At 69.8% G+C, this 18,567-nt stretch carries 14 protein-coding genes and 1 pseudogene; 11 read left to right on the forward strand and 4 right to left on the reverse strand.

What is annotated here, in order from left to right; translation table 11 throughout:
* The first annotated feature begins 20 nt into the window (after positions 1-20).
* Positions 21-629: a DJ-1/PfpI family protein gene (locus tag AB0D49_RS26150; protein ID WP_362761625.1), complete on the forward strand. Its 609-nt coding sequence runs from the start codon at positions 21-23 to the stop codon at positions 627-629.
* Positions 630-668: 39 nt separating this feature from the next.
* Here AB0D49_RS26150 and AB0D49_RS26155 read toward each other — a convergent pair whose 3' ends face one another.
* The 4 genes and pseudogenes from AB0D49_RS26155 to AB0D49_RS26170 all read right to left on the reverse strand — a co-directional run bounded on the left by AB0D49_RS26155 (position 669) and on the right by AB0D49_RS26170 (position 3,938).
* Positions 669-1,277, reverse strand: a complete 609-nt coding sequence (locus AB0D49_RS26155; RefSeq protein ID WP_362761627.1) for a TetR family transcriptional regulator C-terminal domain-containing protein — start codon at positions 1,275-1,277, stop codon at positions 669-671.
* Positions 1,278-1,504: 227 nt separating this feature from the next.
* Positions 1,505-1,957 (reverse strand): annotated as a pseudogene (locus AB0D49_RS26160) (pyridine nucleotide-disulfide oxidoreductase); the annotation flags it as partial.
* Between the two features lie 47 nt (positions 1,958-2,004).
* On the reverse strand, positions 2,005-2,859 hold the full coding sequence (locus tag AB0D49_RS26165; protein ID WP_362761629.1) for an alpha/beta hydrolase: 855 nt from the start codon (positions 2,857-2,859) through the stop codon (positions 2,005-2,007).
* 263 nt (positions 2,860-3,122) lie between these two features.
* A complete protein-coding gene (locus AB0D49_RS26170; protein ID WP_362761631.1) occupies positions 3,123-3,938 on the reverse strand; it encodes an alpha/beta hydrolase in 816 nt (271 codons plus the stop codon).
* Positions 3,939-4,188: 250 nt separating this feature from the next.
* On the opposite strand from AB0D49_RS26170, the gene AB0D49_RS26175 reads away from it, so the two are divergent.
* The 10 genes from AB0D49_RS26175 (at position 4,189) to AB0D49_RS26220 (ending at position 18,543) form a co-directional block, all read left to right on the forward strand.
* On the forward strand, positions 4,189-4,752 hold the full coding sequence (locus tag AB0D49_RS26175) for a CGNR zinc finger domain-containing protein (RefSeq protein WP_362761633.1): 564 nt from the start codon (positions 4,189-4,191) through the stop codon (positions 4,750-4,752).
* Positions 4,753-5,018: 266 nt separating this feature from the next.
* On the forward strand, positions 5,019-6,035 hold the full coding sequence (locus tag AB0D49_RS26180; protein ID WP_362761635.1) for an alcohol dehydrogenase catalytic domain-containing protein: 1,017 nt from the start codon (positions 5,019-5,021) through the stop codon (positions 6,033-6,035).
* 125 nt (positions 6,036-6,160) lie between these two features.
* Complete coding sequence (locus AB0D49_RS26185; protein WP_362761637.1) at positions 6,161-7,495, forward strand: aldehyde dehydrogenase family protein; 1,335 nt, start codon at positions 6,161-6,163, stop codon at positions 7,493-7,495.
* A 44-nt stretch (positions 7,496-7,539) separates the two neighbouring features.
* Positions 7,540-9,108 (forward strand): MFS transporter, encoded by a 1,569-nt coding sequence (locus AB0D49_RS26190; RefSeq protein ID WP_362761639.1) that lies wholly within the window; start codon positions 7,540-7,542, stop codon positions 9,106-9,108.
* Positions 9,109-9,163: 55 nt separating this feature from the next.
* Complete coding sequence (locus AB0D49_RS26195) at positions 9,164-9,796, forward strand: isochorismatase family protein (RefSeq protein WP_362761641.1); 633 nt, start codon at positions 9,164-9,166, stop codon at positions 9,794-9,796.
* A complete protein-coding gene (locus tag AB0D49_RS26200; protein WP_362761642.1) occupies positions 9,793-11,331 on the forward strand; it encodes a GMC family oxidoreductase N-terminal domain-containing protein in 1,539 nt (512 codons plus the stop codon). Before AB0D49_RS26195 ends, AB0D49_RS26200 begins: the two co-directional genes overlap by 4 nt.
* Positions 11,332-11,423: 92 nt before the next feature.
* The gene (locus tag AB0D49_RS26205; protein WP_362761644.1) at positions 11,424-12,503 is read left to right on the forward strand and encodes a hypothetical protein; all 1,080 of its coding nucleotides are present in this window, start codon (positions 11,424-11,426) and stop codon (positions 12,501-12,503) included.
* 146 nt (positions 12,504-12,649) lie between these two features.
* Complete coding sequence (locus AB0D49_RS26210) at positions 12,650-16,393, forward strand: hypothetical protein (RefSeq protein WP_362761645.1); 3,744 nt, start codon at positions 12,650-12,652, stop codon at positions 16,391-16,393.
* A gap of 172 nt (positions 16,394-16,565) precedes the next feature.
* On the forward strand, positions 16,566-17,909 hold the full coding sequence (locus tag AB0D49_RS26215) for an epoxide hydrolase family protein (protein ID WP_362761646.1): 1,344 nt from the start codon (positions 16,566-16,568) through the stop codon (positions 17,907-17,909).
* Positions 17,910-18,171: 262 nt separating this feature from the next.
* Positions 18,172-18,543 (forward strand): hypothetical protein, encoded by a 372-nt coding sequence (locus tag AB0D49_RS26220; RefSeq protein WP_362761647.1) that lies wholly within the window; start codon positions 18,172-18,174, stop codon positions 18,541-18,543.
* Positions 18,544-18,567 lie beyond the last annotated feature (24 nt).

Below are 18,567 nucleotides of genomic sequence, written 5' to 3' on the forward strand. Positions count from 1 at the left end.
CCGTGCTGGAGGGGGTTGCAATGCAGGTGGCAGTAGTGACGTTCGACGGATTCAATGAGCTGGACAGCTTCATCGCCTCGGCGGTGATCAACCGGTGCCGCAAGGACGGGCTGGAGGCGTTCATCACGACGCCGACCCCGGTCGTCACGTCGATGAACGGCGTCGACGTGACCGGTCAGCGCTCCTTCGACTTCGTGGCCGAAGCCGATGTCGTACTGATCGGCAGCGGAGTGAAGGCCCGCGATGTCGTCGCCGACGGACAACTGCTGTCGATGCTGCCGCTGGACGCGTCACGGCAGTTGATCGGGGCGCAGTGCTCCGGCGCTCTGGTGCTGTCGCACCTGGGGATTCTGGGTGACATGCCGGCCTGTACCGACATCATGACCCGGCCTTACGTCGAGGCCCGTGGCGTCACCGTCCTGGACGTGCCCTTCCACGCGGAGGGGAACGTCGCCACGGCGGGTGGCTGTCTGGCGTCCCACTATCTCGGAGCCTGGGTGATCACCCGCACACTAGGCGAGGAGGCGGCGCGCGCGGTGCTCGACTATGTCGCTCCGGTCGGGGAGAACGACGAGTATGTCGAGCGGGCGATGCGGGCCATTTATGCCGGCGAACTCACACCCCGCTGAGCCGCTCCGCCGACCCGGGCCGGATCGACCGTCGGTGCGTCACGCGTTCTGCGTGTCCGCCCCATCCGCGGGCGCCGCGTCCTGGAGGAGTGAGTTCAGCACCGCGAAGAAGTCGTCGATCGGTGTCCCGTTGCGAGTGATCTTCGCCCGCAGTGCCGCTCCTTCCCAGGCGCTGACCAGGAAGCGCGCGAGGAGCGCGGTGTCCGCGTCGCTCGCCAGCGCCCCGGCTTCCTGGGCCTCGCCCAGGGCGGCGACGAGGAGTGACTCCCAGCCCGCCAGCCTTCGGGCGACTTCCTCCCGGATCACCGGACTCTGTGTCGACAGCTCCGCCCCGAAGTTCCCGAACAGGCAGCCCCGGGCGTAGTCGTGCTGCTCCAGGTCCTTCGACATGAACTCGAAGTGGGCGCGGACGCGGTCGACCGCGCTGGTCGAGGTGTCGGCGAGCATCCGCATCTGGCGCCCGCGGGCGTAGCGGCTCATGACCTCGACGGCCATGGACTCCTTGCTGTCGAAGTGGTTGTAGAAGGAACCCTTCGGGGTTCCGGCCGCGTCGGTGATGTCCTTGATGCCGCTGCCGTTGAAGCCGTGCTCATGGAAGCGGTCGAAGGCAGCCTCGATCAGGTGCTCACGCATACTTGGCCTGGGCATCTCCCACACTCCTTTTCGCCAGTTCCAATATGTCCGGTCAGCTTAACCGCTGTCAAGTCACGCTGGAGACGCCCTGCCGGATCAGCGACTTCCCCGCCTTGCAGGCGGTGGCTGGTCCCCCAGGCCCTTGGGAGGCCGAGGACCCCGGCCTGACCCTGGAAGGGCAGGCCGGGGAAGCGACGGGGCACTCACCGGGAGCACCCCCGGCAGCGCCGGGTAACTCCACCTCACCCCCGGTACGTCTCCAGCAACCGCAGCCATACCTCACCGATGGTGGGGAATGCCGGTACCGCGTGCCACAGTCGTTCCACCGGCACTTCTCCGGCGATCACGACGGTCGCTGAGTGCACCAGTTCCGCGACGCCGGGGCCGACGAAGGTGACGCCGACGACGGTGCCCCGCTCGGGGTCGACCAGCATCCGCGCGCGTCCCTGGTACCCGGGGAGGTACTGCTGTGCCCCGGCCAGCAGCCCGAGGTCGTAGTCGACCACGTCGACCCTGCGCCCCGTCCGCTCGGCGTCCCGGGTGGTGAGTCCCACGGAGGCGACTTCGGGGGCGGTGAAGACGACCTGCGGTACCGCGACCTTGTCGGCGGTGGCCGTGTGCCTGCTCCATGGGGAGGCGTCGACGGTTTCGTCGTTGGCGCGTGCGCCGATGACGGTGCCTGCGATGCGGGCCTCCCGGGGTGGGGGGGACCCGGCGGGGCGGGTCGCGGTTCGGGGGGTGGTCAGCGGACGGTCGTCTTGGCGGCCTGTTCGATGACGTCGGTGACGGTGTCGGGGCGGGTGAGGGGGATGGCGTGGGAGGCGTCGACCTCGGTGATGCGGGCGTGGGCGCGCTTGGCCATGAAGGTCTGGGCGTCGGGGTTGATGGCCTGGTCCTGGGTGGCGATCACGCCCCAGGAGGGGATGGTCTTCCAGGCGGCCCTGGTGGAGATGTCGGTGAAGATGTTGGCGGCGGCGGGGCGCTGTGCGGCGGCGGCCACGTTGGCCACGGCCTCGGGGGCGTCGGCGGCGACGATCTCGTGGAACTTGTCGGGCTGGACGGAGAGTTCGGTGCCCGTGCTGCCGTCGGGGAGCGGGTAGGGGGTGGGGACCAGCGCATTGCCGAGGGGTGCGGGCGGGAAGTTGCTGTTCACCGAGGTCACGCTCTCGCCGCGGTCGGGGGCGAAGGCGGCGACGTAGACGAGGGCCTTGACCTTCTTGTTCCCGGCGGCGGCCTGGCTGATGACGGCGCCGCCGTAGGAGTGTCCGGCCAGCACGATGGGGCCGTCGATGGTCTTGAGGACGCTGCGCAGGTAGGCCGCGTCGCTGGCCAGTCCGCGCAGGGGGTTGGCGGGTGCGATCACCTTGTAGCCGTCGCCCTGGAGGCGGCCGATGACGCCGCTCCAGCTGGAGGCGTCCACGAAGGCGCCGTGCACGAGGACGACGGTGGGCTTCTGCTTCGGTGCCGGGCTGGTCGACGTGGCCGAGGCTGACGCGGGCACGGTGAGCGCCAGCGCCACCGCCGTCGCCCCCACCGCCGCCACGCCGAGAGTGAGAACGGAATTGCGGGGACGGGGCAGAGCGGTCTTCGCCTTCACGGTGGATCTCCTTGCTGTGCGGCCGGGTTCGGCCGGATCGGTGTGTGATGGGTTGGTGCCGGAGGCTCCGCGGTAGGTGCGGGTGCGGTCGCGGCAAGAGAGCAGGACGGAGCCCTGGTCAATGCAAAATGACCGATCGTCTTCCGTAGCGTGTTCATCGTACAGGACCGCATTCGCGGACCTGATGCCGAACATGAATCACCGGTTGGAACGCGGGCACATGGGCGTCGCTCGCGGCGCCCTCGCTCCGGGGTGGGAGGAGGTCAGTTGGCCTGCCACCAGTCGGTGACGACCTTGGCGTACTCGGCCGGCGCTTCCTCCCAGACGAAGTGGCTGGCCTCGATGGTGTCGAGCTTGCTGTGGGGCAGGCGCTCGTGGAGGAACTCCGCGTTCTCCGGCGGGACCACCGCGTCGTGGCGGGCGGTGGCGATCTGGACCGGCGTCTGAATGCCCGGCAGCAGTTCGGCGAGGACCGGCAGTTCGGCGGGGTAGGCGCGGACGTAGGCCATCTGGTCGACGAAGCGCTGGCCGACGTAGGAGGCCAGGTAGTCCTCGCGGACGGCCTCGGGCAGCTCGTAGCCCTGGATGGTCTCCAGTGCCGCAGTCACGGCGGCCCTGGGCGGGTAGGCCCGGTAGGGGGCGAGGTCCTCGTCGAGCACCCACTCGCGCAGGGGGCTGCCCAGGGCCAGCGGGACCGAGGTTCCGCCGGTGCCCACGACCAGGCTCCGGAACCGGTCCGGGTGCCGGGCGGCGGCGAACAGGGAGGCGGCGGTGCCGACGTCTGGGCCCACGACATGGGGCTTCTCCAGACCGAAGGCGTCGGCGATCTTCACGATGAACTCGCCCATGGCGGCGGGTGACATCAGGTCCTCCCGCAGCTCGGAGTGTCCGAACCCGGGAAGGTCCACGGCGGTCAGGTGGGCGTGCCGGGTCAGCAGCGACCAGCTGGCGTCGTAGCTGTAGAGGCTCTGCGGCCACGGGCTGAGCAGCAGTGCCTCGTGCTCGTGGGGCGTCTCGCTCTGGGCGTACCGGATCGACAGACCGTCGATCGTGCGGAACTGGGTCTTGATCTCACTCATGTCCTTCTCCCTCTGGGGTTCTCAGGGCTGCTCGGGGGCGGCGCCCGGGTCGCGCGGCGTGGGGTCGCCTGCGTCGAAGGTGCTCCCGATGCCTCGCCCGGTACCGCTGGGACGCGTCGCGTCCTGCCTCGCCGGTGACCGGAGTAACTGGAGTAATGGGCTATCTCGCTTTGGCCATTTCAGTTCTAGCATGTTCGATCGACGGATGTAAAGGTCTTCATGGGTTAGCCCATGTGCTACGGTGTGGGACATGGCCACAGACGGACGGACACGCCTCGCGTCCCGGGTTCCCCCGGAGGCCGCGCTGATCGTGGATCTGCTCAACTCGCGGCGGCATGGGGCGGGGGACATGTTTCCCGACCGGCTCGACGACCCCGAGACGGCCGGTGTGATCCTGAAGCCTTTCGGCTCGCCGGAAGCGCCGACTCCCGGGCGCCTCGACGCGGTCCGCGGACTGCGCGGGGTCCTGGTGGGCATGGTGTGGCCGCAGAGCGCGACGGAGGCGGACACCCGCCTGGTCGAACTCGATGAGTACGCCTCCTCGATCACCCTGCGCCAGGACTTCACGGTGCCGGGAGAGGTGGGGCTGCGGCAGGTGGGGGGCGATCCGGTCGTCGGGGGCATCACCCGCGCGGTGGCCGCCCTCATGGCGGCCGACCAGTGGTCCCGTATCCGCATCTGTGACAACGAGGCTTGCCGCCACGCGTTCTACGACACCACACGCAGCCGCACCCAACGGTGGCATTCCTATGAGGTGTGCGGCAACAAGGCCAACGTGGCCGCCTACCGGGCTCGCAAGAAGGCCGAGTCCTGATCGCCGGGCGTGCCCCGGGGTCCGGGTTCGCCCAGCGGTGAGCCCCGAGCCCAGTGGTGAGCCTCGGGTGAACCGGATGGGTGGGTGAGTGCTGCCTCCGGGCTGGTCCGGGGGCGGTGGAAGGTGCGCGGTCCGTTTCGTGTCGTCTCGTTCTCCCGCTTGCAGCCGTTTGACGATCGTGTAAAGTGACCGGTCATATTCACCAAGTCTCCGGCGTCCTATTCACTCAGTGCCCCGCAGAGAAGCCCCGCGACGAAGGGAAGATCGTGTCTACATACCGTGCCTTCGAGGTGACGGAGAGCAGGCAGTTCCGGCTGGTCGAGCGCGAGATCCGGGAGCCCGAGCCGGGGCAGGTGCGGCTGCGCGTGGAGGCGTGCGGGGTGTGCCACTCCGACGCCGTGGCGGCGGAAGGATGGCGTGCCGACCCCGGCACGCCGATCGTCCCGGGACACGAGATCGTCGGTGTGATCGACGCGGTCGGGGCCGGTGTGTGGGGCTGGCAGGTGGGCGACAGGGTCGGGGTCGGTTTCCTCGGCGGACAGTGCGGGCACTGCGAGAGCTGCCGTCGAGGTGACTTCGTCAACTGCTCCGACCAGCCGCAGACGGGGACCACGGTCGACGGCGGGTACGCCGAGGTCGTCTACGTCAGGAGCAGTGGACTGGTCGGTCTGCCCAAGGGGCTCGGCGCCCTGGCAGCGGCGCCCCTGCTGTGCGCCGGGCTGACCATGTACCGGGCCCTGGGACGGCTGTCCGTCCGACCGGGCGGGCTGGTGGCGATACAGGGCATCGGCGGTCTGGGGCACCTGGGCCTGCGGTACGCCGCCCACCTCGGCCACCGTGTCGCGGCTATCGCCCGCGGCGAGGGCAAGGCCGAACTGGCGCGCCACCTCGGCGCCGATCACTACATCGACAGCACGGTCGAGGACCCCGGTCAGGCACTGAGGGCCCTCGGTGGCGCCGACGCGATCATCGCCACCGCCTCCAGTGGCGCCTCGATGAACGGCCTGGTCACCGGTCTGGCTCCGCAGGGCCAGCTGATGGTGGTGGGCGCCACCGCCGACCCGATGACCGTCGCGACCACCGACCTGATCTTCGGTACCCGTTCCATCGGAGGCACGCTCACCGGCACTTCCATCGAGAACGAGGACAATCTCGCCTTCGCCCAGCGGCAAGGCATCCAGCCGCTGATCGAGGTGATGCCGCTGTGGGAGGCACCGGCCGCCTACACGCGCATGATGTCCGGTCAGGCCCGGTTCCGGGTCGTCCTCGACACGACCGCCTGACGCTCGCGGGGGACGCGGACGGCGTCGCCGCCGATGTCCGCCACCGATACGCGCCTCCGAGCGCGCCGCGACCCCGGGCGCCGACCTGTTGAGATCCGCTCCTGCTCACCGAAAGGGAACACCTCATGACCACGTACCCCGCCTTCTCCTCCGACGACGCCGCCGCGCTGCTCGCCCGGCTGGGCCGTACCTTCGCCGACGGACGCACCAAGCCGCTGGCCTGGCGGGTGGAGCAGCTGACCCGGCTGCGGGCGATGCTGACCGAGAACCGTGCCGCGATAGCCGAGGCGCTGTGGGCGGATCTGCGCAAGGACGCCGCCGCGGTGGACAGCGACGAGATCGGTACCACGGTCGTGGAGATCGACGACTATCTGGAGCATCTGGAGGAGTGGCTCGCCCCGGAGCCCGCCGAGGTCGCCGTCCCCTATCTCCCGCCCGGCAGCACGGCCCACACCCGCTACGACCCGCTCGGCGTCACCCTGGTCATCTCCGCCTGGAACTTCCCGATCTACCTGCTGCTGGTCCCCGTGGCCGGGGCGCTGGCGGCGGGCAACGCGGTGGTCCTCAAGCCCTCGGAGCTGGCCGAGCGGACCTCCGAACTCCTCGGCCGCCTCGTCCCCGCCTACCTCGACACCGACGCCGTGGCCGTGGTCGAAGGCGGTGTGGAGCAGACGACCTCCCTCCTCGCCCAGCCCTTCGACCACATCTTCTACACCGGCAACGGTGTCGTGGGCCGGATCGTGCTGCGGGCCGCCGCCGAGCACCTCACGCCCGTCACGCTCGAACTCGGCGGGAAGTCACCGGTGTTCATCGACCGTGACGCCGACATCGAGACCGTCGCCGCCCGGCTCGCGGCCACCAAGTTCACCAACGCCGGACAGGTCTGCATCGCCCCCGACTACGTCCTCACCGACCCGGAGACCGCGGACGCCCTGACCGAGGCCCTCGGCAAGGCGATCGAGCAGCTCTACGGCGCCGACCCGAAGACGGCCGGCAACTACGGGCGCATCGTCAACGACCGGCACTTCCAGCGTCTGCTGGGCCTGGCCGGCTCCGGCCGCACGGCGGTCGGCGGGGACCACGACCGGGCCGAGAAGTACATCGCCCCGACCGTGCTGCGGGACGTGCGCCCGGACGAGCCGGTCATGCAGGAGGAGATCTTCGGACCGATCCTGCCGATCCTCACCGTCGCCGACCTGGACGAGGCGATCGCGTTCATCAACGCCCGCCCCAAGCCCCTGGCCGCCTACGCCTTCACCGGCAACGAGACGACCCGCGCCAGGTTGATCACCGAGACCTCCTCGGGCGCCGTCAGCTTCGGTCTGCCGGTCATGCATGTCACCGTGCCCACCCTGCCCTTCGGCGGTGTCGGTGAGAGCGGCATGGGCAACTACCACGGCCGGTACTCCCTGGAGACCTTCAGCCACCGCAAGGCCGTCCTCGACGTGCCCCTGCACTGACCTGACTTGACTCCCCGCACCGACTCACCCGTGGAAGGGTTCCGATGTCTTCCCCGAGCACCTCCGTCCCACTGACGGAGCGCCAGAAACCAACGCCCAAAACCGTACAGGCCGCCGCACCGGAGCCGGTGAAGAGCCCCTGGCCCGGCTTCACCGTCGTCAGCCTCGGGCAGCTCGGACTGTTCATCAACATCACCCAGACCACCGCCACGCTCGCCTCGGTCCAGGCCGCGCTGCACACCAGCAGCACGCAACTGGTCTGGATCGCCAGCGTCTACGCGATGATGGTGGCCTGCTTCGTCCTGGCCGCCGGAACGCTCGGTGACATCCTCGGCCGCCGCCGGGTCTTCACCGCGGGTGCTGTGCTGCTCGGGCTGGGCAGCCTCCTGGTCTTCCTGGCGCCCTCCGCGGGCGTCGTCATCGCCGGGCAGGCGATCATGGGGCTGGGCGGCGCGGCCATCCTGCCCACCAGCCTCGCGATCGTCACCAGTTCCTTCCACGACCCCCACGCACGGACGACCGCGGTGGGCATCTGGGTAGCCGTCTCCGGCCTCGGGCTGGCACTGGGCCCGATCCTGGCGGGCGCGATCCTGCTCTACTTCTCCTGGCACGCCGCGTTCCTCGTCAACGTCGTCCTGGCGGTGGTGATCCTCGCGCTCACCCCCCGCCACATCACCGAGAGCCGCCAGCCCGGACGCCACCTCGACCCGCCGGGGCTCGCCCTGACCGTCATCGCCATCGGCCTGCTGAACTACGCCGTCATCCAGGGCGGATACGCGGGCTTCACCACCCCCGTGGTCCTGTGGTCCTTCGCCGGGTTCATCGTGGTCCTCGCCGCGTTCCTCGTCGTCGAGAGCCGCAGCCGTACCCCGATGCTGAACCTGCGGCTGTTCCGCAACCCCTCCTTCACGGCGGCCAACCTGATCGCGCTGGTCGCGCAGTACGCGTTCGTCGGCATGGCCATCGCGCAGGTCCTGTTCTACCAGCGGGTCCGCCACACATCGATCCTGGAGACCGGCCTGCTCACCCTGCCGGTGACCGGCACCTATCTGCTGGTCAGCGCCGTGGCGGGCCGGATCGTCGGCAGACTCGGCTTCAAAGTCACACTCACCGTCGGCTCCCTGGTCGCGGCCACCGGAACGCTGCTGATGCTCACCCAGAACGCACACACCTCCCCGGCCCTGATCGGCCTCTACCTCGGAGTCTTCGGCGCGGGCGCGGCCCTGGTCCTCCCGCCCAGCACCGCCGCCGCGGTCGTCAGCGTCGCCCCGGCGGAGGCGGGCATGGCCAGCGGTACCGTCAACCTCTTCCGGCAGATCGGCAACACCCTCGGGGCCAGCGTCACCGGAACCATCCTCACCAGCGGGCTCATCAGCCGACTGCCGGACCAGCTCACCCGGCACGGAGTCCCCTCCGAAGCCACCCCCGCCGTCACCGACGGCATCGCCTCCGGCACCCCGATCACCGCCGTCCCCGCCGCGATCCACGACGACGTCACGGCCGCCTTCGAAGACGCCTTCACCTCGGCGCTCCATCTGGCCGTCCTGATCCCCGCCGTCGGAGCCCTCCTCGCCGCCCTGGCCGCCGTGCTCTTCGTCCGCAAACGCGCCTAGGCACGGTCGGAACCCCCGTAGCCAGCCCCGTATCCGCACCCTCAGAGAGACCGTCATGGACATCGAAGCAAGGACCCCGGAGAACACCGCGTTCGTCCTGGTCGACTACGTCACCGGCTACGCCAACCTCATCCGGACCCAGCCCATCGCCGACAACGTCACCGGGGCCGTCGCCCTGGCCCGTATGGCGCTCGGCTACGGGGCGCCGCTGGTGGTGACCCTCGGCCCCGAACGCGACCCGCGCGGCACCCTCTACCCCGAACTCGCCCGGGAGATCGGCGACCTCCCCCTCGTCCACCGCGCCGGCTCCTTCGACGCCTTCGGCCACCCCGGCTTCGAAGCCGCCATCGAAGCGACCGGCGTACGCCACCTGGTGATCGCCGGACTCACCACCGAAGGCTGCGTCCTGCGCACCGCACTCGGCGCCCTGCGTCGAGGGCTCGGCGTGACCGTGGTCGCCGACGCCACCGCCGGCTCCACCCAGGTCGCCCACGACACCGCCCTGACCCGCCTCACCCAACTCGGCGTCACCTTTACCACCTGGCTCTCCCTGGCCGCCGAACTCCAGGTCACCTACGACGACGACACGACCGTCGACGTCTTCCGCTCGGTCCAGGCCCTCGACCCGTCCTACGCCATGAACACCGAGCAGCTCACCCACGCACTCGCCCTGGGGACGGGGGCATGAGCGACCAGGTCATGACAGAGAAGACGAACGCCGGATACGACGTGATCGTCGTCGGCGGCGGCACCGCCGGATGTGTCCTCGCCGCCCGGCTCTCGGAGCAGGAGGACCTCCAGGTGCTGCTGCTCGAAGCGGGCCCGCCCGCCTCCGAGCTGCCGGACGCGGTGACCCGCCCGTCCGCCTGGCCCGGCCTCGCCACCACGCCCGCCAACTGGGGTGACAGCACCGTGCCCCAGAGCGCCTCCGGCGCCCCCGTGCCCCTGCCCCGCGGACGGGGTCTCGGCGGGTCGTCGGCGATCAACGCCATGGTCTTCGCCCGCGGCCATCACACCAGCTACGGCGCCTGGAGCGCCCACGGCGCCAAGGGCTGGACCTTCGTCGAGCTGCTGCCCTACTTCCAGCGCACCGAGACCGTCCTCAGCGGCGCCTCCGCCCGCGGTACGCAGGGCCCGCTCACGGTCGCTCCGGCCACCGAGCCCCATGATGTCCTCCTGGCGTGTCTGGAAGGTGCCCTGGCCACGGGTCACTCCCGCGCCCGTGACATCAGCGGCGGCCTCGAAACGGGCTTCGCCCCCGTCGACCTGAACATCGTGGACGGACGCCGGCAGAGCGCCGCCGACGCCTACCTCACCCCGGCCCTCGGCCGGCCCAACCTCCAGGTGGAGACGGGCGCCGTCGCCCACCGACTGCTCTTCGACGGCACCACCTGCACAGGAGTCGAGTACGACATCGACGGCAGGCTGCGTACCGCGACCGCGAGCCGTGAGGTGGTCCTCACCGCGGGCACCATCGGCTCCGCCCACCTCCTGCTGCGCTCCGGCGTCGGACCCGAGGACACCCTCCGCCAGGCCCAGGTGGAGGTTCTCCACCAGCTCCCCGGCGTGGGCGCCAACCTCCATGACCACCCGCGCGCCAACCTGGTCCACTGCGTCCGGCGCCCGGTGCCGACACCGCGCGGCAACCACGGTGAGATCATCGGCCTGCTGAGCAGCGGCTCCGGACTCCACGGCCCCGACATCCAGTTGATCTTCATCGACATTCCGCTGCCCAACCCGGTCGCCGCCGTGTCGAACGGGTTCACCATCGGCGTCTCACCCATGCGCCCGGCCAGCCGGGGCAGCCTCCGCATCACCTCCGCCGACCCCTACGCCCGGCCGGTGCTGGACCCGCGCTACTTCGCCGAAGAGGCCGACGTGCAGACCGTGCTCGCCGGGATCAGGACCGCCCGCCGGATCGCCGCGTCCGAGCCGCTCGCCGCATGGGGCGCCGAAGAGGTCGCCCCAGGACCGGACATCGTCACGGACAACGATGTCGCCGCCTATGCCAAGCGGTACTTCAGCTCCTACTGCCATCCGGTCGGCACCTGTCTGATGGGCGAGGACGACGTCTCCGTCGTCGACTCGGAACTACGGGTGCGCGGACTCACCGGCCTGCGGGTCGCCGACGCCTCCGTCATCCCGGCCATCCCCTCCGCCAACACCAACGCCACGGTCTACGCCCTCGCGGAACGCGCGGCGGAACTCCTGCTGCGCGCCTGAGCGGGCGGTGCACACAGCCGACGGCGTGCCCGTGAAGGACATCCATCGGCTACCCCACCGACGATCCATCCGAGACATCACGAGGAGAACCCATGTATCAGGAAATGAAGAAGTTCCGGCTGGCCGGTGTCGGGCTCCTGGCCTCTTTCGCCGCCGTGGTCGCGGCGTCGGCGCCCGCGTCGGCCAGTGTCTGGGGCTATCCCGACGAGGGAACCCAGTGGTCCCCGGTGACCTACTCCGGCGGGACGATCCGCAGCGGTTCCACCGAGGCGGAGGCCCGCGACAACCGCGGCAACATCCTCCACGCGTGGCGCGGCGCCGACAACGACGGCATCTGGATCTCGCTGAACAACAGCAACGCCTTCCAGCTCCCGGCGACCGCCGGTTCGACCGGCCATGCGCAGACCTGGGCGGCACCGACGGTGATCTGGACCGACGACGGGGGACGCGGCAACTTCCGGATCTTCCACACCGGGCAGGACGGTCACCTCTACCAGCACCGCGTCCAGCTCACCACGGGCTTCCAACTGCCCGCCGCACTGCCGTCCGCGACCCGTATCCCGCATGACGCGCGCACCTACGACCAGCAGTCCGTGGCGGCTGCCGCCCTGCCGAACAACTCCTATCTGCTGGCCTGGAACAGCCAGACCACCGACGACATCTGGGCCATGTACTACGACGGCGGCTCTTCGTCCTTCATCTCCCCCAGCATCATCCCGAACGCCCGCAGCAAGGACGCGCCCGCCCTCGCGGCGCAGGTGGGCGACGGCCCGGCGCCCTGGAACCAGATCGTGCTCGCGTTCACGGGCCTCGACCACAACGTGTACATGGCCCGCCAGCAGTACGGCGCCCCCCACTGGAGCAATCCGAGGAACATCGGGGGCTGGACCGCCTACGCGCCGTCGGTCGCGCTCTCCGGAAACGGCTATGGCGTGATCGCCCTCACGGAGCGCGACTTCACGATGGGGAGCTTCCGTATCGCGCGCGACGGCCAGTCCTCCGACTTCTACGAGGAGAACTCCTATGCGTGGGCGGGCCCCCGTGCCCCGCTCGCCGTGGTGAACGGCAGCGGCGCCTACTACGTCATCAACGGTTCGGCCGGTGGGCAGAACGGGGTTCTGTGGAAGAAGGCCACCGACTTCGGTTGGCTGCCGCATCCGCCCGCCTCGTAGCGGCGATTCAGGCACGTCCTTCGCAGCGGACGAGCGGCGCCGCCGCGAGCCGCCTCGGCACTTCGACCGGGCGGATGCCGAACCGGCCGCCGATCCGGTCACCTTCTCCGACCCGAGCCCACAAGTGCGCAGAAATGAGATGACGCATGAGACGCCTCAGACCCGAGGCCGCCGTTCTGGCCGGTCTCCTCCTCTCCCTCCCCCTGCCGTTCGTCGCCTCGGCGGCGACGCCCGCCGGCAGTGTCAAGTCCGCCGTCGTGCAGGCCGGGCCGGGCGCCGAGGGACCGGACCTCAGCCAGGCCAACCGTACGACCGCCCCCGCCGGGCTGCCGGACTGGTCGCGCGCCGGATTCCGCGGCGGCATGAAGCCGCCCGGCGACGAAGCCGTGACCGACGACGCGGCGTGCCGTATCACCCCGGACCGCCTCGCCTCCACGTACCAGGTGGTCCCGGACGACGGGGCCGATGACACCACCGGGCTCCAGAAGGCGATCGACGACATCAAGAGCCGGTGTTCGCCGCAGGCCGGTTTCTACCGGCTGTCGCTGATCTCCCTGCCGTCCGGTCGTATCGATGTGACCCGGCAGATCTATGTCGACGCCGACTATCTGATCCTGCGGGGTCAGGGCTCCGGGGACGGCGGCACCCGCCTGGTGTTCCGGCCGGACGTCAACACCCGGTACGACACCGTGGTCAACGGCCGCTGGGACCAGGACAGCATGACGGCCGGGACCGGCAGCGACACCGGCACCGGCGGCTGGATGTGGCCGGGGCGCGGGATGCTGCGGGTACAGACCCGGGACCTGGCCGAGCGGTACCGGGACGATCACGCGGCGGCCCCCGCCAACCGCAAGGACATCTTCGAGGGCAGCGTCAACCAGCACTGGGCCTCGGGCATCAAACTGGCCGCACGGCCCGGCGACCCCGGGTTCTCGGCCCGCCAGGGCAGCAGCGTCGTCCAGTTGGTCGCGACGGCCAACATGTCCAAGTTCAGCTCCGGCGGCTATGTCTGGGTCGGCGCGGCCAACAGCACCAAGTTCTATGCGCAGCAGGGTGTCACCGACCGGCGTCAGATGGAGAACCTCCATATGCGCCAGCAGATGTTCCGGGTCACCGGCATCGACGCCACCGCCCGGCAGATCACCCTGGACCGCCCGCTGGAGTGGGATCTGCCGGTCGACTCCGTCTCGGACGGCTCCGATCCGCTGGGTGACACCCCGTATCCGAGCAAGGTCACCCCGCTGAAGGTCGTCGAAGGGGTCGGATTCGAGGACTTCGCGTTCACCCAGGACCTGGACGGCCTCCCGAAGCTGGGCGGCGGCACCTATGAGCTGACTCCCCAGCAGGCCGTGAACAACTACGGCAATCTCGCGCCCGAGTACGCGATGCACGGCATCGTCTACAAGTGGGCCGCCAACAGCTGGGCCCGGGGCCTCAAGGGCACCATGACCGGCTCGCACCCCGTGGTCACGGAGAACGCGCGCAACCTCCAGATCGAGCGCAACAGCTTCGACGGCGCCTGGAACAAGGGCAAGGGCGGCAACGGCTATCTGCGTGGCAGCCGGGTGTGGGACTCCCTGTGGGCCTACAACCACAGCCGCAATCTGCGCCACTTCACCTTCCAGTGGTCGGCCAGCGGCAATGTGGCCTTCCGCAACGACCTCGACTCGGACCTCAACCTGCACGGCGGCTGGGAGCGCTACAACCTGTTCGAGCAGAACACGGTGCGGATTCCCTATGAGCACCGCTCGGCCAACTGCCAGGCCAACTGCGGTGGCGAGGGCGGCGAGAGCGACCCCGGCACCTGGTACCCGATCTGGTGGGCGGCCGGACCCAAGGCCGCCAAGTGGGCCGGTTCGTCGGGACCGCAGAACGTCTTCTTCAACAACACCCTGATCAAACAGACCACACCGGGCGGCCCGTTCGAACCGTACGCCCCGTACTCGGCCGGAAGCCAAGGCGCCGGGGCCGGTACGGTCTTCCAGTTCGGCTCCGACAACGGCGCCCCGCACCGGTTCCGGGCCCTCGCCCAGGGCGGGCAGGACATCGCGGACTGGACCGGAAGCGAGACCGCCGACTTCCGTGGACAGGGCGTGGTGACCCGCACCGAGGGCCGCCGCTCGTCCCTCTTCCTGCGGAACACCGGTGGTGGGCTCGAACCCCGTGACGACGATGAACGCAAGGTCATCACCTGGAACATGCAGGGCTCCTCGTCGGCGAGCAACGAGAACAAGTACTCCATGGGACTGATCCCGCTGATGCAGCAGACCGGCGCCTCCGTCGCACTGCTCCAGGAGGCCGGAGCCCCGCCCGGCGGCGCGGTCCACCTCCGGGACATTCCGCAGAACCGGCTCATCCAGTGGGACGGCAGCTACCCTCCGGTGCGTGAGTTCCGGATCGCCGGAACCGCCAGTCGGCCCCTGCTGTACCTGTACTGGATCCACTCGGACTTCAACCCGCAGAACATCGGCCGGGTCAACCTGGCCATCGCGACCCGGACCCGGGTCCAGCCGCAGGACGTCTTCGTCACCGACCGGGGAATCAGCACCGGGATCGACGGCCGGCCCGCGCTCGGTGTCAACGTCGACGGCGTCGCCTACTTCACGGTGCACGGACTCTCGGGGAGCGGCAACGACGTCCCAGGGCTGATGCGCAACATCCGCACCATGATGGCCGAGGCGACCGGCCCGGACCAGCCCCCGCTGCCCTGGATCTCCCTGGGTGACAACAACCGCGAACCGGGCTCCCTGTCGGACGCCCTCGGCTCCGGCTTCCAGGTCCACGCCACCCATGTGCACACGCATCCCACCCGTATGCGGCAGAGCGCCAGCGACGACATGACAGAGAGAGTCCTGGACTACGCGGTCACCCCGACCGGCCCCGGCGCCGCACCCACCGTCATCAGCCAGGCCCGGGTCGACACCATGCTGATGTCGGACCACTTCCCCGTCGAGTTCACCCTCGGCGGCGTGACCCCGGCTCCGCCCCTGGGCGGGATCGACCAGGACGTGGGCGACATGACACTGCTGCGCAACGCGGCCACCACCAACATCGCGGGTCCTTCGAGGAGTTCAGGCAGCTCAAGCCATGTCGTCACGGACCAGCCGGTCGATGCCGACAACCCCCAGTCCCAGACGTTCCACCTGGCAGCCGACCCCGAGTACCCCGGCTACTACCGTCTGATCTACCAGGACGCCCCCTTCCGCGGCCACTACCTGGGACAGGAAGGCGGCGCACGGGACGGGCGGATCGTACTGTGGCCCAGAAGCGAGCAGGACCAGCTCTGGCGGCCGGCCGGCCATGGCGACGGCACCTGGACACTGGAGAACCGGGTCACCGGCCAGGTGCTCACCGCCCTCGGCAACGGCCAAGCCCTGACAGCCCGCGACCACGACGGCTCAGCAGGCCAGCGATGGTTCCTCGGCGATCCCCGCACGATGGCGAACAGCAACGAACTCCATCTGGTGGAGTTCACCTCACCCGCGCTGGCCCTCGAAGCCAACACATCGGCAGCACACACATCGGTGGTCCTCAGACCCGACAGCGACCGGCCCGAACAGCGGTTCACCATGGTCCCGGTCAAGCTGCGTGGGGACGAACCCTGCTACTACCTCACCCAGGGCGGAAGATACGTCAACTCCACGGCGGACCATCCGCAGGAGACGAGGGACGAGAGCGCGGTCACCCTCGACCCGTTCCGCTCCTACGACGACGGCTACGTGTGGTGTGTGTCCCGAGTACCCGGTGAGGACACGCGGTACGTGTACCTGAGCAACCGGACGGCGTCCGGCCAACGCCTCTCACTCCAGCCACGCCCGCAGTCCGCCGAGCTGATGGTCCGCGCCTGGACACCGGACACGCCTGTGTGGCACGCCGAACGGATCTACTGACACCGGCCGGGATCCGACGCCCCGCCGGGAACGAAGCCCGGTCGTCGGCCTCGACACCACCCGCCGAAATCGCCCCATTCCCCGATGCCTGACCCCGCCGCGCCCGCCACCATCCGGACCGGGCGCGGCGACCCCCCACCCTCTGAACCGAACCAACAGAAGGAGCCCCACAATGACGACACGAGACACTTCCCACGACGGCGGCACGGGCCGCCGCAGGTTCCTCGGCATGGCCGCCGGAGCGGCGGGCGTGGTGGCCGCGAGCCAGCTCACGGCCCCCGCCCCCGCCACCGCCACCGCCGCATCAGGAGCGGAAGGCTCCGCGGCCGTGCCGCAGATCCCGGGGGTCCGCCCGTTCCGCATCAAGGTCCCCGAAGCGGACCTGCGGGAGATGCGGCGGCGTATCCGCGCGACCCGCTGGCCCGACCAGGAGACCGTGACCGACCGTTCCCAGGGCGCCCAGCTGGCCAGACTCCGCCCGCTGGTCGAGTACTGGGGCAAGGGCTACGACTGGCGCAGGGCCGAACGCCGGCTCAACGCCCTGCCGCAGTACATCACCGAGATCGACGGCCTGGACATCCAGTTCGCCCACATCCGCTCCCCGCACCCCGACGCCCTCCCGATGCTCATGACCCACGGCTGGCCCGGCTCGATCATCGAGCTGCTGAAGGTGGTCGGCCCGCTCACCAACCCGACGGCCCACGGTGGCCGGGCTGAGGACGCCTTCCACCTCGTCCTGCCGACCCTGCCCGGCTACGGCTTCTCCGGGAAACCCGCCACCACCGGCTGGGACCCGCTGCGCACCTCCCGCGCGATGCACACCCTGATGCTCCGCCTCGGCCACACCCGTTATGTCTCCCAGGGCGGCGACTGGGGCGCGATCGTCTCCGAGAACCTCGCCACCCTGCGCCCCGCGGGCCTGCTCGGCATCCATGTCAACATGCCCGGCACCGTCCCGCCCGAGATCCTGCGTCACCTGCTCAACTCCGACCCCGCCCCGGCCGGCCTCAGCGCCCCCGAGACACGGGCCTACAACCGGCTCCTGCACTTCTACCACGACGGTTTCGGCTACGCGGCGATGATGAACCAGACCCCGCAGACCATCGCCTACGCCCTGCACGACTCGCCCGTCGCCATGGCCGCCTACTACTACGACAAGTTCGCCGAGTGGACCGACTCCGGCGGCGTACCGGAGAAGGTCCTCAGCCGTGACGAGATCCTCGACGCGATCTCCCTGTACTGGCTGACCGACACCGGCGCCTCCTCCTCCCGCCTGTACTGGGAGGGCTACCAGGCCGGAGGCGGCCCCTTCAACGCCGTCCCCATCCCCGACGTCCCCGTCGCCGTCACCGTCTTCCCCGGCGAGATCTACCCCGCGCCGCGCAGCTGGGGCGAGCGGACCTTCGGCAACATCATCCACTGGAACGAGGTCGACCGGGGCGGCCACTTCGCCGCCTGGGAACAGCCCCAGATCCTCACCGAGGAACTCCGCACCGCCTTCCGCCCACTGCGCTGACGCGCCTTGCAGCAGGGGGCAGCACGGCTACTGGGGCGGCCGGGTCTCGCCCCCTCCCGCTGCTGCCCCCATCCCCTTCGTGAGGGAGACGGCCCGTGACACGGCGGTCAGCGGGAGGGGAACGCAGGTGCCGGTCGGTGCGGCGGAGCCCGAGGTCATGCGTCGGGGCGGGCCGCGGAGTCGGCGCCGTGGGGCTGCTGTGTCAGACCCGGCAAGTACCTTGGTGGTCAGTTGAGTTGATACGGATCGAGAGGGTGACGCCATGCCCGAAGCGAGGTTCTTCTTCGACCCAAGATCAGGCGTAGTCCTTTGGGCGGCCACGCCCGAGGACAAGGCGGTGTGGGGGTACGCGATCGAGTTGGACCGACTGCCGATCAGCGACGACCTCCGCGAGGTCCTGCTTAGGTTGATGCATCGCTTTGACACATCGTTGAACTGGCGCAACCCCAATGCACCGGGGCCGTGGCGTGAAGAGGAGTGTCAAGACTTCAACGAGGCGGTGTACCAAGTGCTCGGCCGCCTTCGCGCCGAACTTGGTCCGGATTGGCTGATCTACAACGAGTTCCTCCCGCTCCAGGAAGACCCGGACCTCCTCCGCTACCTGGCCGACCCCAAGGGATTCTTCCGCCACTGACCTCACAGACAGTGTGGGCGACAA

The organism is Streptomyces sp. NPDC048290 (assembly GCF_040652095.1).
Lineage (GTDB): Bacteria > Actinomycetota > Actinomycetes > Streptomycetales > Streptomycetaceae > Streptomyces.